Annotated in this window: 13 protein-coding genes; 5 read left to right on the forward strand and 8 right to left on the reverse strand. The window is 42.9% G+C overall.

Annotated elements, in window-relative coordinates:
• The first annotated feature begins 66 nt into the window (after nucleotides 1-66).
• The 3 genes from QEP08_RS03540 to QEP08_RS03550 all read left to right on the forward strand — a co-directional run bounded on the left by QEP08_RS03540 (nucleotide 67) and on the right by QEP08_RS03550 (nucleotide 3,689).
• Entirely contained in the window at nucleotides 67-447 is a 381-nt protein-coding gene (locus QEP08_RS03540; protein ID WP_285055857.1) for a DUF423 domain-containing protein, read from the forward strand.
• A gap of 3 nt (nucleotides 448-450) precedes the next feature.
• Nucleotides 451-2,934, forward strand: a complete 2,484-nt coding sequence (gene priA / locus QEP08_RS03545) for a replication restart helicase PriA (RefSeq protein ID WP_285055859.1) — start codon at nucleotides 451-453, stop codon at nucleotides 2,932-2,934.
• Between the two features lie 98 nt (nucleotides 2,935-3,032).
• The gene (locus QEP08_RS03550; RefSeq protein WP_285055861.1) at nucleotides 3,033-3,689 is read left to right on the forward strand and encodes a protein-L-isoaspartate(D-aspartate) O-methyltransferase; all 657 of its coding nucleotides are present in this window, start codon (nucleotides 3,033-3,035) and stop codon (nucleotides 3,687-3,689) included.
• 17 nt (nucleotides 3,690-3,706) lie between these two features.
• Here QEP08_RS03550 and smpB read toward each other — a convergent pair whose 3' ends face one another.
• The 3 genes from smpB to QEP08_RS03565 are packed head-to-tail and all read right to left on the reverse strand — an operon-like array spanning nucleotide 3,707 to nucleotide 6,712.
• Nucleotides 3,707-4,156: an SsrA-binding protein SmpB gene (gene smpB, locus QEP08_RS03555; RefSeq protein ID WP_285055864.1), complete on the reverse strand. Its 450-nt coding sequence runs from the start codon at nucleotides 4,154-4,156 to the stop codon at nucleotides 3,707-3,709.
• A 23-nt stretch (nucleotides 4,157-4,179) separates the two neighbouring features.
• A complete protein-coding gene (locus tag QEP08_RS03560) occupies nucleotides 4,180-6,057 on the reverse strand; it encodes an Nramp family divalent metal transporter (RefSeq protein WP_285055865.1) in 1,878 nt (625 codons plus the stop codon).
• Nucleotide 6,058: 1 nt separating this feature from the next.
• A complete protein-coding gene (locus QEP08_RS03565) occupies nucleotides 6,059-6,712 on the reverse strand; it encodes a metal-dependent transcriptional regulator (RefSeq protein ID WP_285055867.1) in 654 nt (217 codons plus the stop codon).
• Between the two features lie 139 nt (nucleotides 6,713-6,851).
• On the opposite strand from QEP08_RS03565, the gene QEP08_RS03570 reads away from it, so the two are divergent.
• On the forward strand, nucleotides 6,852-7,322 hold the full coding sequence (locus tag QEP08_RS03570; protein WP_285055869.1) for an Lrp/AsnC family transcriptional regulator: 471 nt from the start codon (nucleotides 6,852-6,854) through the stop codon (nucleotides 7,320-7,322).
• On the opposite strand, the gene ung is transcribed toward QEP08_RS03570, so the two are convergent.
• Both ung and QEP08_RS03580 read right to left on the reverse strand, forming a co-directional pair.
• Complete coding sequence (ung, locus tag QEP08_RS03575) at nucleotides 7,319-7,996, reverse strand: uracil-DNA glycosylase (protein ID WP_285055871.1); 678 nt, start codon at nucleotides 7,994-7,996, stop codon at nucleotides 7,319-7,321. The genes QEP08_RS03570 and ung overlap by 4 nt on opposite strands.
• A 1-nt stretch (nucleotide 7,997) precedes the next feature.
• Nucleotides 7,998-8,471: a thioredoxin family protein gene (locus QEP08_RS03580; protein ID WP_285055872.1), complete on the reverse strand. Its 474-nt coding sequence runs from the start codon at nucleotides 8,469-8,471 to the stop codon at nucleotides 7,998-8,000.
• A gap of 142 nt (nucleotides 8,472-8,613) precedes the next feature.
• On the opposite strand from QEP08_RS03580, the gene QEP08_RS03585 reads away from it, so the two are divergent.
• Complete coding sequence (locus QEP08_RS03585) at nucleotides 8,614-9,153, forward strand: DUF2892 domain-containing protein (protein ID WP_285055873.1); 540 nt, start codon at nucleotides 8,614-8,616, stop codon at nucleotides 9,151-9,153.
• A gap of 45 nt (nucleotides 9,154-9,198) precedes the next feature.
• Here the strand turns inward: QEP08_RS03585 and QEP08_RS03590 are convergent, their stop codons facing one another.
• From QEP08_RS03590 to QEP08_RS03600, 3 genes are all read right to left on the reverse strand, one after another.
• A complete protein-coding gene (locus QEP08_RS03590) occupies nucleotides 9,199-9,417 on the reverse strand; it encodes a hypothetical protein (protein ID WP_285055874.1) in 219 nt (72 codons plus the stop codon).
• Between the two features lie 128 nt (nucleotides 9,418-9,545).
• Complete coding sequence (lysS, locus tag QEP08_RS03595; protein WP_285055876.1) at nucleotides 9,546-11,267, reverse strand: lysine--tRNA ligase; 1,722 nt, start codon at nucleotides 11,265-11,267, stop codon at nucleotides 9,546-9,548.
• A 90-nt stretch (nucleotides 11,268-11,357) separates the two neighbouring features.
• Entirely contained in the window at nucleotides 11,358-13,271 is a 1,914-nt protein-coding gene (locus QEP08_RS03600; protein ID WP_285055877.1) for an AMP-dependent synthetase/ligase, read from the reverse strand.
• Nucleotides 13,272-13,324: the final 53 nt, after the last annotated feature.

Raw genomic sequence — 13,324 nt, forward strand, 5'->3', positions numbered from 1 at the left:
CTGGATAAGCATTCACATATAGCAGTAAAAAAATGTTAATTTTGTTGTCATAAAAGCTGGTCTACTATGAATAAACGGATATTGATAACTGCATCTTTACTTGGAGCCGTAGCTGTGATGCTTGGTGCTTTCGGGGCTCATGGACTGAAAAAAACAGTGAATGCCGGAGACCTTGAAATATGGGCGAAGGGAGTTGAATATCAGTTTTATCATGTGTTTGCCCTGCTTTTTCTGGCCAGGTTCAAAATTGAGGATAAGCTGATCAAACTTTCTTATTGGTTCTTTACATTCGGCATTCTGCTGTTTTCAGGTTCCTTATATCTGCTTGCCACACGGGGTCTCCTGAATGCCGGCTTTGTTGATTATATTGGTCCGGTTACACCTATAGGCGGCCTCTTGTTAATACTGGGCTGGTTATCTATGTTCTTAGCCGCCTTAAAGGAATAGCTGATGCTTGATTTTCATTCCGTGGATTTCGAGGAAAGAGAAACCCTCTTTATAGAAGTGGTATTGCCGCTTTCCCTGGCTAAAAACTATACCTATCGTGTACCTTTTGATCTGAGTGACCAGGTAGCAATAGGAAAACGGGTGGTGGTTCAGTTTGGGAAAAATAAGATCTATACCGCGCTGATTAAAAATATCAGCACCCATGCCCCTGAAGTGTACGAGGCAAAGTACATTATTGATGTAGTTGACATACATCCTGTAATCACAGAGGAGCAGCTGGCCCTGTGGGAATGGATGACCACGTATTATTTATGCAATGAAGGCGACGTCATGTCCGCTGCTCTGCCGGCGGGATTGAAACTGGCCAGTGAGACCATTGTTGTGCTGAGGGAAGACGCAAATCCCGGTGAAGAAACTTTTACTGAAAAGGAACAAACCATTCTGGATGCCCTGCGCAGCAGGCCAAGACTTACTATAGATGATGTATCGGCATTACTGGGCCAGAAAAGGGTATATCCGGTCATCAATTCTCTGTTGGGTAAAAGCATGCTTTACATCGCTGAGGAAGTAGTTGAAAAATATAAACCCCTGTTGAAATCGTTTATAGGATTGAATCCTTTTTATAAGGAAGAGGAGCACCTGAAAGAACTGTTTGAGATCCTCGAAAGAGCGCCCAAGCAGCTCAATGCGTTTTTAGCCTATTTAAAGCTTTCTAAGCAGCAAACTTTAATTTCCAAACAGCAACTGCTGGAGGAGAGCGGCTGTGGCGCTGCCGCGCTGAAAACCCTTGTAGATAAAGAAATATTTACCGTATCCAAAAAGCCTGTTAGCAGGCTGCAGGACAATAACGATGAGTTTATCCTCAATTTTGAACTCAGTCCGGGACAGCAGGAAGCGCTAGGTCAGATAGAAGAAAGGCTGAAAGAGAAAGATGTCATATTACTGCACGGCGTTACGGCATCGGGTAAGACCCAGATCTATATTAAGCTGATCGAGCAGGCTATTGAGAAGGGCGGCCAGGTTTTGTTCCTGTTGCCGGAGATCGCGCTGACGACGCAGATCGTGGAGCGGATCCAAAGATATTTCGGAGATGCCATCGGTGTATACCACAGTAAGTTTAACAATAATGAGCGCGTAGAGATCTGGAACAAGGTTCTGACGGGACAATACCGGGTGGTACTTGGGGCCAGGTCTGCAGTATTCCTGCCTTTTAAAGAACTTAGGCTGATCGTAGTTGATGAAGAACACGAGTCTTCGTACAAGCAGCAGGAGCCTCCGCCAAGATACCAGGCCAGGGACGCCGCCATTTATCTTGCTCATCTGCACGGGGCAAAGGTAGTTTTAGGATCTGCCACCCCATCCATAGAAAGCTATTTTAACGCGACTACCGGTGGCAAGTATGGTCTGGTGACTTTAAATGAACGGTTTGGCGGAGTTTCACTGCCCATACAGGAGGTGATCAGCATCTCGGAGGAAACAAAAAGAAAGAAAATGATTTCTTATTTTTCAGGTAAGCTGGTCGATGAGATCGCACTGACACTGGAAAACAAAGAACAGGTTATACTGTTTCAGAACAGGAGAGGTTATGCTACAATTTTGATCTGTGGTACCTGCGGCTATGCGCCTAAGTGTGTGAACTGTGATGTCAGCCTTACCTATCATAAGACAAGCGGTAAGCTCCATTGTCATTATTGCGGATACCATCAGAGCAGCATCAACATTTGTCCGGCATGCGGCTCAGTGCACATAGAGCAAAAGGGATTTGGAACAGAAAGGGTAGAGGAGGAACTGAAGCTGATCTTTCCTGATGCGGTAATCGCCAGGCTGGATGTTGACAGTACCAGAACTAAAAATGGGCTGCAGCAGATCATTTCCGAGTTCCAGGATAAAAAGACAGACATTCTCATCGGCACGCAGATGGTGGCCAAAGGCCTTGATTTTGACAATGTAACGCTGATTGGTGTGATCAATGCTGATACCCTGCTGAACTATCCCGATTTCAGGGCATTTGAAAGGAGCTATCAGCTCCTTGCGCAGGTAGCCGGCCGGGCTGGCCGACGGGACAAGCAGGGCAAAGTGATCATACAGGCTTATGATGACAACCACAGGATCATTAACCAGGTCATAGAAAACAAATATCTGGAGATGTACAACGAGGAACTGGCCGAGCGTAAGCAGTTTCATTACCCACCTTTCACGCGGTTGATTTTTATCAACATCAAGCATAAAGATCCGGATGTATTAAATGTTGCCGCACAACGGTTTGCAACAATGCTGAGGGTGCAACTCGGTAGCCGTGTGCTGGGGCCGGAACAGCCACTGGTATCGCGTATCAGGAATTACTACATCAAACAGGTCATTATTAAAAGTGATAAGAACACTTCTATTGTAAAGGTAAAATCGGTGTTAAAGGAGGTCATGCTGGATTTTCAGACAGAAAAGGATTTCAGGAGTGTGGTCCTGCAGGTAGATGTGGATCCTTATTAATTTATTGCAATTGATTCTGTGTTCGTTAGCAGCTTTATTATTTAATGTCAGCAGTTTGTTGGGCATATTAAGATTCAAAAAGCTATTTTTGGGGTAGTATGGCATATAAGTTTGTTGACAATTACAGGGAACAGGGCGCGAGAAAGAAACTGGTGGTACATTTGGCGGCCAGGGGGATTACCGATAAAAATGTGCTTAAAGCAATCGGAAAAGTGCCCCGTCATTTCTTTTTTGATGAAACGTTCTGGAACCAGGCCTATAAAGATATCGCCTTTCCGATAGGTGACGGGCAGACCATTTCGCAGCCTTATACTGTTGCTTATCAAAGCGAACTGCTGCACATCAAAAAGGGCGATAAAGTTTTAGAAATTGGCACCGGATCTGGTTATCAGACCTGCATATTGATGGAACTGGGTGCCAATGTGTATACCATCGAAAGACAGGAAAGTATTTACAGACATACGATAAAGGTATTGCCGGGAATGGGTTACAACGCACATTTCTTTTTTGGTGATGGTTCGAAAGGCATTGCAGCGCATGCGCCATATGACAAGATTATTGTGACTGCGGGAGCGCCTTTTGTGCCTGAGGTGCTGTTAAAGCAATTAAAAATCGGCGGTATTCTCGTGATTCCTGTTGGTGATGAGCATTCACAAAAGATGATTACTGTGATCCGTGCCAGTGAAACAGATTTTGAACGGATAGAACTCGATACCTTTAGGTTTGTGCCTCTGGTGGGTGATCAGGCATGGTAGCTTAGTGATCCGGATTTTTATACCTTCATCGCCCGGTCCATTTCTCTTTTGGATTCGCGGTCTTTGATGCTGTCTCTTTTGTCAAATTCCTTCTTGCCCTGGGCCAGTGCGATCTCTATCTTGGCAAACCCCCGTTCGTTTGTAAAAATCCGAAGCGGCACAATTGTATAACCTTTCTCTTCGCTTTTTGCTTTTAGTTTTTTGAGTTCCTTTTTTTTCAACAGCAAAACCCGGTCGCGCTTGATGTCATGATGGAAAAAAGAACTGTTGCTGTATTCGGAGATATGAAGGTTTCTAACATAAAGAATATTACCGATGAACATACAAAATGCATCAGACATATTTGCTTTCCCTTGTCTGATGGCTTTTATTTCGGTGCCCAGTAAAGCAATGCCGGCAATGAAATTTTCAACAATGTGATAGTCAAAAAAGGCCCTTTTATTTTTTATCTGGATATCGTTTTTCATAAGAATCGGCTAATATCTCAATTTTATCTTACAATAAGTACAGGAATAGCTACTTTGTGACGTACAGAATTGACAGTGGTTCCAAGTATCAGGTCCTTTAACCCTTTGTGTCCATGTGCGCCCATAACCAGCAGTTCGAGTTTGTTTTCCTCTGTAATGTCCACAATTGCTTTGACGGTCCCGCCGTAACCGATGTGAACGGTGGATTCGTAACCAAGCTCTTTGAGATTGATCCGGTATTTTTCCAGGTTCTCTGCATCACTCTGGGTTTCATAGTCGAGTGCAGAATCGCCATGATAACGGGCTACTGCAGTCTCTACCACGTGGATCAGGTAATAGCGGGCGTTTTTGCCTCCCTGGATCAGGGCATGTCTGATGGTGTTCCGGTCGTTTTTGGAGAAATCAACCGTAATGCCAATACGGGTATAATTGATTTTTTCGATTTCCCGGATATCGAGTGCGTTGCCATGCGGGGCTGCATTGACTTCTCTTTTTCGGGAGTTGATGAGCGGATAAAGGAAAATAAACAGGAGTAACAAGCCGATCATTATAGCAAGCGGAACAATGATGAAGTATACGTACCAGCCCCCGCTGGTTCCCCAGCTGCTGATCTCTTCAATGACCAGCTTTACATTCAGTGAAACGATGACCAGCGAACTGATCCATGCCAGAATTTTAACCCATGGTTTTATCGCGAAGCCTTTCATGGTCTTTTTATCGGATGTAAAATGGATCAAAGGAATGACAGCAAAGCCAAGCTGCAAGCTGAGTACGACCTGGCTCAATATCAACAGGCCGCCAAGCGCTTCGTTACCAAAATATAAGATTGTAAAAAATGCAGGAATAATGGCGAGCAGACGGGTAATGAGACGGCGGAGCCAGGGTTGGATACGCAGTTTAATGTGACCTTCCATTACAATCTGGCCTGCCAGGGTTCCTGTTACCGTCGAACTTTGTCCTGCGGCGATGAGGGCAATAGCGAATAGTGCGGGTGCAACGCTTCCAAATATATTCTGAAGCAGTTGGTGGGCATCCTGTATTTCTGCGACTTCATACAGTCCATTCTTAAAAAAGGCAGTGGCCGCAAGGATCAGGATTGCTGCATTTACAAAAAAAGCAAGGTTAAGTGCAACTGCAGTGTCTATGAAATTAAATTTTATAGCTTCTTTGATGCCTTTCTCATCTCTTTCAAATTTCCTGGTCTGCACCAGAGAGGAGTGGAGATAGAGGTTATGCGGCATCACAGTGGCACCGATGATCCCTATGGCAATATATAAAGCATCCCCGGATAATATAGAGGGTTCGAATCCGGCGGCAATCTCTTTTAATGAGGGTTCGACGATAAACATTTCAATTAAAAAAGAAACTCCGACAATAAAAACCATAGAGACAATAAAGCTTTCCATTTTACGCATTCCCTTGTTGAGCAGGAAAAGCAGCAATACCGTATCAAATATGGTGATACTGATCCCCCATATTAAGGGCAGCCCGAATAACAGGTTCAGTCCTATGGCCATGCCGATGACCTCTGCCAGATCACAGGCAACGATAGCGGTTTGGGCCAAAATAAACAATGGGAAGTTTACCCAGCGCGGATATCCGTTTCGGGATGCCTGTGCAAGATCCAGGCCCCGTACTATTCCAAGGCGCGCACTCAGTGACTGCAGGAGCAGGGCAATGAGATTGGACATCAGCAGGATCCAGATCAGCTGGTAGCCAAACTTACTTCCTCCTGCTATATCCGTAGCCCAGTTGCCGGGATCCATGTAGCCCACACTTACCAGATAGGCCGGACCGATAAACGAAAGTATCCGCTTCCATCCTGTGCGCTTGCTGGTATCCACGCTTTGATGGACTTCACTTAGTGACTGCGTCTGCTTATTTTGGTCATTTTGCTTCATGTTATGCTTTAATAAGGATATGTTTGGCCACTTCACGGCTTATGTTTATTTTTTTGCTTTCAACCAGCAGCTCAATAGACCCGTCAAAATCTGTGATGTCTGTCACTTTTACAAGCTTTCCGAGTGTAAGCCCAAGTTTTTCAAGGTGTTTCAGGAAAGCGGAAGAATGCTCACTTACACCCATCACAAGTCCCTGCTCATTGGTTTTTAACTTGTTCAGTTTAATAAAAGTGGCCGAATCAAATTTCCCGTCTTTATCTGGGATCGGGTCCCCATGAGGATCGTTTTTAGGGAATGCAAGAAATTCATCCAGTCTTTCGATCAGTTCAGAGGAATTAATATGTTCCAGTTCTTCTGCTATATCATGGACCTCGTCCCATTTAAAGCTGAGTTTTTCCACCAGAAATACCTCCCAGAGCCTGTGCTTGCGGACAATATTTATCGCGGTCCGTCTACCCGTATCTGTTAACTTTACCCCCTGATACTTTTGATAGATAATCAATTGTTTATCAGCTAGTTTTTTTATCATATCAGTTACTGATGCGGCTTTTGTGCCCATTTTTTCAGCAATGGCATTGGTCTGTACGGCAACGTCTGTGTCGCTGGAAAGGTGGTATATGATTTTAAGATAGTTTTCTTCTGTAAATGACTGCATTTATGTGTCTAACTAAAAGTTTAGACAAATCTAAAAAATATTATGTAAAATAAACTATAAAAAAACACAGATATTGTAGAATAAAATTTGGCAAAATACAAGCCTATGCGTTATCTTTGACCCGATATAAAAATTTACCATGGCAGGAGAACTAGATAAAACAGATTTTAAGATCTTAAAACTACTACAGGAAAATGGTCGGATGACCAATTTATTGCTATCTCAGGAGATCGGATTGTCGCCGGCGCCTACACTGGAGCGGGTACGCAAACTGGAAACTTCTGGTTTTATTAAGAGTTATCATGCCCTGGTCGATGAAGAAAAACTAGGTCTGGGAATTAAAACTTTTATTCAGGTTCAGCTGGATTTTCATAAAAACAACACCATTCAGATCTTTTTAGATGAGGTGAACCAGATCAAGGAAATTACAGAATGTCACCATGTGACCGGTCAGGCAGATTTTCTGCTGAAAGTTTATGTAAATGACATTAAAGCATATGAGCGGTTGATTATGGATAAGATCAGTAAGATATCAGTAGTGAAGACTTTTCAGACCATGATGATTATGTCGACAACCAAGAAAGAACCGATCGTACCTCTGGAATACTAAATGATCTGCCAGTCTACCGGGCTTTTTCCTTCTTTAATTAAGATCTCATTGGTCTTAGAAAAATGCGCACAACCAAAAAAGCCATTATAGGCAGAGAACGGAGAAGGGTGGGCGGCTTTTAGTACGGTGTGCTTTTTCCCGTCTATTAATTCCGCTTTGTTCTGGGCATACCTGCCCCAAAGCAAAAACACCAGGCCTTCGCGCTGCTCAGATAATTTGCTGATGACCGTATCGGTAAATATTTCCCAGCCTTTACCCTGATGTGAGCCCGCCTCATGTGCCCGGACGGTTAATGTCGCATTTAAAAGTAAAACACCCTCATCCGCCCATTTTGTCAGGTCCCCATGCACCGGGACTTTAAAACCTGGTATGTCCCCGGACAGCTCTTTATATATATTCTTTAAGGAAGGCGGAATGGCTATTCCTTTTTGTACTGAAAATGAAAGTCCGTGTGCCTGACCGGTACCATGATAAGGGTCCTGTCCCAGGATGACGACTTTAACTTTATCGAAAGGGGTATGGTCCAGTGCATTAAAAATATCAGCACTTTTCGGGTAAACTGTTGCTCCGCTTTGTTTTTCTTTCAGCAAAAAGGCTTTGAGGGTTTTCATATAAGCCTTGTCAAATTCATCGCCCAGTACATCAAGCCAGCTTTTTTCTAATTTTACGGACATGTTATTTCTTTAAAATGTTTAACATCTCATTTTCAAGAGTTGTTTGCGGACTTTCGACGATCCGGCCGGCCTCTTCTCCCCGACGGTAAAAAATAAATGTGGGTACCTGTATGATATCCAGATGATCCAATAAACCATTTTCTGTTTTTTTTTCGCCATCGGTACAGATGATGGTCACGTTTTGGTTGCTGATTCCGAGTGCATCAATGACCTTAAAAAAACGGGGCACCTGCATTTTGCTGTCGCCGCACCATGTACCCAGTACAATGGTGATTTTGACGCCTTCAGAAAAAAAAGCAAGTTCAGCGATCAGTTCAGCATCAGGCTCATAACTGCCGTAGACGACATCGCTGACTTCTTTCATTTCCGGAAAATCGGTTACACGCTGTCTGCTGCAATAATTGATCAGCACCGCTCGCCCCTTAAAGGGATCTTCATAGATCTTGTTCATTTCTTGTTTGCTGGTACTCATCATTGGCCTGATTTGGCTGTTCCTGTTTAAAAATCAGGCTCATAAAAAGCTGATAGCCGTCATTTCTTTTTTTGCTGAAATTATAATTTTAAATCTGCTTTTTGGTATTTAAACACGATATTTGCAAAAAAAAATACAGAGAGATATGCCAAATATTGTTCGTCTTATTATAGGTTTCGTGTTGTTGGGAGCTTCCGTTGCTATATTTTTTACCAGCTTCTGGGGCTGGGGTATCCTGGGTGTGTTTTTAAGTCTGCTGGTATTTGTTACTTATTTCTTTAATGAGAACATGCTGCTTGCCCAGTGGTTTTTGAGAAAGGATAATATGCCAAAAGCTGAGGCTTTTTTGAACAAGATCACCAACTATGAAAAACAGCTGATCAGGGTGCAGCACGGTTATTATAATTTATTGATCGGACTCATAGAATCCAGAAGGGCGCCAATGCAATCAGAGAAGTATTTTAAGAAATCAATTACTTTAGGCCTGCATATGGACCATAACGTCGCTCTGGCTAAATTAAGCCTGGCCGGCATTGCAATGGCCAAAAGAAATAAAAGAGAAGCCCAGATGTATTTAACTGAAGCTAAAAAGGCAGATAAAAATAAATTACTTGCTGATCAGATTAAACAAATGAAGGACCAGCTGGGAATGCTGGACAAACAGCAGCAGGTGAGATACCGCTAGGAGTTGGAAACAAAAATAAAAAAACCGCATGTACATGCGGTTTTTTTATTTTTCATTTAAGTCATCAAAGTTGTCGTTTCCGTCATAACCTGATGTTCTGCTGATGATGTCGTCGTCTTCCATATAACTCTTCTTCTTGCTGAAGAACAACTGTTCTGATTGGATTCTGGTGATCAGCTGGCGTACAAGAGTCAAATCAAATGTGTCTTTGCTCAATTTTATACAATATTCTTTTTCGTTTATCTCAAGGCATGAACTGTTCATAATATTTCATTTTTAATACGCCATAAAATTAATAAGGCTTGCTATCAATTTATGTAGCAAGCCTTTAACTTTATGTTATATTATTGTTAACTGAAGGGAGTTCTCTGATGAACAGCCCCAAATGGCTTTTAAGCGAACCAGGCTGTTACTTCTTCTTTTGAAGGCATGGTCAGGTCCAGTTTTAACTTTTTGCGCATCCCACCCAGATCATTGAAAACTTTGTTCGGATTTGCGGCTTTCAGATCTTCTATGGTATTGATGCCCATTTTCCTGATCACCTGAACCCATTCAACGGGAATACCGGCATTTACAAAATCTTCGTCGGTTACCACCTTTGCTTTTTTCTCCGGCCTCATTTGCGGGAAGAACAATACTTCCTGTATGGTTGACTGGTTGGTCATCAGCATCACAAGACGATCTATGCCTATGCCCAAGCCTGAAGTTGGAGGCATGCCATATTCCAGGGCGCGGATAAAATCTTCATCCATTGCCATCGCCTCATCATCTCCGCGTTCTGCCAGTTTAAGCTGTTCAATTAAACGTTCTTTTTGATCAATCGGATCATTTAATTCAGAATAGGCATTGGCTATCTCTTTCCCATTTACAAACAACTCAAAGCGCTCGACAAGACCTTCTTTACTCCTGTGTTTTTTGGCCAGGGGGGTCATTTCTAAAGGATAATCGGTGATGTAGGTCGGCTGGATCAGATTGGCCTCTACCTTTTCACTAAACAGTTCATCGATCAGTTTGCCGCGTCCCATCGAAGCATCTACTTCAATATTGAGGCTGTTGCAGACTTCTTTAATTTCATTTTCAGTCATTGATGATACATCTATACCCGTATATTTCCGGATAGATTCATACATCGTCAGCTTTTCATAAGGGCCTTCAAAGTTGATATTGTGCTCACCAACTTTTACCACAGGTGTTCCGTGAATGGTTACCGCTATCTTTTCCAGGCATTCTTCAACCATGGCCATCATCCAGATATAGTCTTTATAAGCGACATAAATCTCCATGGAAGTAAACTCGGGGTTATGTGTACGGTCCATTCCTTCGTTGCGGAACATCTTACCAAACTCATAGACTCCGTCAAAACCTGCAACGATCAAACGCTTTAAGTAAAGTTCATTTGCGATGCGCAGGTATAGCGGCATATCCAGTGTGTTGTGATGGGTAGCAAACGGACGGGCAGCAGCACCACCATGAATAGGCTGAAGGATTGGCGTCTCTACCTCCATCCAGCCCTGCTCATCAAAGTAATTCCTCATGGTGTTGATCACCTTTGAGCGGTTGATGAAGATCTGTTTGAAACCCGGATTTACGGTAAGATCGACATAGCGTTGTCTGTAGCGCAATTCTGGGTCAGTAAATGCATCGTAAATGTTTCCTTCTTCATCACGTCTCACCACGGGTAATGGCCGCAGTGATTTTGACAATACTTTTAAATCAGTAACATGTAAAGAGATCTCACCGGTCTGGGTAGTAAACATATAGCCCTTTACACCAATGAAATCACCAAGATCAAGCAGCTTCTTAAAAACAGTGTTGTACAGTGTCTTATCTTCCTCAGGGCAAAGATCATCCCTTTTCAAATAGATCTGCAGGCGGCCTGTTGAATCCTGCAGTTCCACAAAGGAAGCACTTCCCATGATCCTGCGGGACATGATCCTGCCCGCGATGCTGATGTTCTTGTATGCGGTCTTGTCCCTGTCGTAATTTGCTAAAATGTCTGCAGCGTTGGCATTTATTTCAAATGCCTCAGCAGGATAGGGGTCAATACCCAATTCACGGAGTTGATTTAGCGAACTTCTGCGCAATAACTCTAGTTCTGATAGTCCTGTACTCATATCTTATATATATGGCCGGGCCATATATGCTTGTTTGTGTGTAAAATTAAAATTTCGGCAAAAATAGGCATTTTTCTGATTTAAATCAGCTTAATCTGCCTCAACACTTTCTGTATACATTTGGTTGATGACCTCCGCATACTTGCTTTCGATCACTTTTCTTTTTGCTTTAAGTGTAGGTGTTACTTCGCCTTCTTCCATACTAAATGGATTGCGCTTTACTTTAAAGTTTTTTATCCGTTCGAATTTGGCAAGTTCATTAGAGAATTTTTTTATGTCCTGGCCAATCCAGCTGATGATCTCCTGATCATCAATAAAAACATCAGGCTGCTGAAAAAAAGATTCAGGCAGCTGAAATGCCTCCTGCAGATTTTCTTTATTGGGAATGACTATAGCAGTCAGGTATTCTCTTTTGTCGCCGATCAGGAACAACTGATCTATTTTAAGGCTTTTCAAATAGATATTTTCAACAGGAGTCGGATAGACATTCTTACCATAAGCATTTACAATCATATTTTTAAGCCTGTCAGTAATCTGAAGGTTGCCTTTATAAAAGCGGCCGATGTCCCCGGTATGAAACCAGTCGTCTTTATCGATCGCCTCCGCAGTTTCGGCGGGCTTATTGAAATACCCTTGCATGACGCAATGACCTCTTACAATAATCTCACCTTCAGCGCATTCAAAGTTTTCGTCAAAGGATTCATGAGTCTGGATGCTGATCATTTCCCTGGTCTCAACATGCTGAATACCGATCTCAATTCCCGGTATTACCCGTCCAACGGTTCCATAGACCTGTCTGTGATATTCAGTCACAGACATTACCGGAGAGGTCTCAGTAAGTCCGAAACCTTCCAGTATCTTAATGCCAAGGTTGCCAAAGAATTCACCTACATTTTTTGGCAATGCCGCTCCACCCGAGATCATAAACTTTAACCGGCCGCCGGTCTTCTCCTTGATCTTGCTGAAAACCAGTTTTTCCGCCAGTGCCTTTTTTGCTGATAAAATTAATCCCGGATTTCCGCCGTTGGCTGCCTTCTTCCGGTAGTCCTGCCCGGTCTCCAATGCCCAAAGAAATATTTTAGATTTCAATCCTCCTCCTGAGGTCCCGCTTTTTATGGCTTTATCATGGATTTTTTCCAGCAGCCGGGGAACGCAGTTCATCACGGTAGGTCTGATCTCCGCCATATTTTTGGCCAGCAGTTCCAGGCTTTGAGCAAAGGCAATCTTACAGCCCTGGGCACAGCATACATGATAGGTTGCGGTGCGCTCAAACACGTGGGACAGCGGTAAGAAAGACAGAAATGTTTCCGTCTCATCGATGACAGGAATCTGTTGCAGGCACACCTTTACATTCTCTACAAAATTGTAATGAGAAAGCATAGTGCCTTTTGGGGTCCCTGTTGTGCCGGATGTATAAATTAAAGAAGAGATATCTGAAGGCAGCAGCGATTGCCGGATGCCGGTAATCCGGGCCGTTTTTTCGTTATTTAACAATTGTTTATAATCCAGTACTTTTTCAAAGCTTATAACCTCCTGTTTCAGGCCTTCAGGAATAGCAATTTTCACATATTCTTCAAAAGCAGGAATGATGTAAAGCAAAGCCCTGCAGTTTGCAGCTATTTTAAGAATCTTTTTGAAAAGAAATGCATTTCCGATCAGAATGGCTTTTATTCCGGAATCATTGATGATGTATTCTACTTCATGCTCTGAAAGGGTAGGGTATATGGATACGTTTAGGGCGCCTATTTGCTGTATCCCCTGATCATAATACACATATTCAGGCGAATTTTCTATCATTAGGCCCATTCTGTCACCCTTCAAAATTCCTTTATCAAGGAAAAATGCGGATACAGCATCTGCGTTTTCAAGAGTCTCTTTAAAAGAGATCTCTTCCCATTCTGCCTTCTTTTTGTCAATCAAAAAAGTCTCTTCCGGTTTATGGATATTTTCTACTACATTTCTGAGTAAGCTGGGAACTGTAGAAAACTCGTTGAATAATACCATATGGTGTTCGTTGGTTAGCTGTTGTATAAAAAAAGGACGCTAAAAGCGTCCTC

This window comes from Pedobacter ginsengisoli, from assembly GCF_030244015.1.
GTDB lineage: Bacteria > Bacteroidota > Bacteroidia > Sphingobacteriales > Sphingobacteriaceae > Pedobacter > Pedobacter ginsengisoli.

Bases quoted from the DNA above. Each gene is read 5' to 3' on its own strand.
- QEP08_RS03600 (WP_285055877.1), bottom strand. From the start codon at position 13,271: ATGGTATTATTCAACGAGTTTTCTACAGTTCCCAGCTTACTCAGAAAT.
- QEP08_RS03580 (WP_285055872.1), bottom strand. From the start codon at position 8,471: ATGATGAGTACCAGCAAACAAGAAATGAACAAGATCTATGAAGATCCC.
- QEP08_RS03560 (WP_285055865.1), bottom strand. From the start codon at position 6,057: ATGAAGCAAAATGACCAAAATAAGCAGACGCAGTCACTAAGTGAAGTC.
- priA (WP_285055859.1), top strand. From the start codon at position 451: ATGCTTGATTTTCATTCCGTGGATTTCGAGGAAAGAGAAACCCTCTTT.
- ung (WP_285055871.1), bottom strand. From the start codon at position 7,996: ATGTCCGTAAAATTAGAAAAAAGCTGGCTTGATGTACTGGGCGATGAA.
- QEP08_RS03585 (WP_285055873.1), top strand. From the start codon at position 8,614: ATGCCAAATATTGTTCGTCTTATTATAGGTTTCGTGTTGTTGGGAGCT.
- QEP08_RS03550 (WP_285055861.1), top strand. From the start codon at position 3,033: ATGGCATATAAGTTTGTTGACAATTACAGGGAACAGGGCGCGAGAAAG.
- QEP08_RS03590 (WP_285055874.1), bottom strand. From the start codon at position 9,417: ATGAACAGTTCATGCCTTGAGATAAACGAAAAAGAATATTGTATAAAA.
- lysS (WP_285055876.1), bottom strand. From the start codon at position 11,267: ATGAGTACAGGACTATCAGAACTAGAGTTATTGCGCAGAAGTTCGCTA.
- QEP08_RS03570 (WP_285055869.1), top strand. From the start codon at position 6,852: ATGGCAGGAGAACTAGATAAAACAGATTTTAAGATCTTAAAACTACTA.
- QEP08_RS03540 (WP_285055857.1), top strand. From the start codon at position 67: ATGAATAAACGGATATTGATAACTGCATCTTTACTTGGAGCCGTAGCT.
- smpB (WP_285055864.1), bottom strand. From the start codon at position 4,156: ATGAAAAACGATATCCAGATAAAAAATAAAAGGGCCTTTTTTGACTAT.
- QEP08_RS03565 (WP_285055867.1), bottom strand. From the start codon at position 6,712: ATGCAGTCATTTACAGAAGAAAACTATCTTAAAATCATATACCACCTT.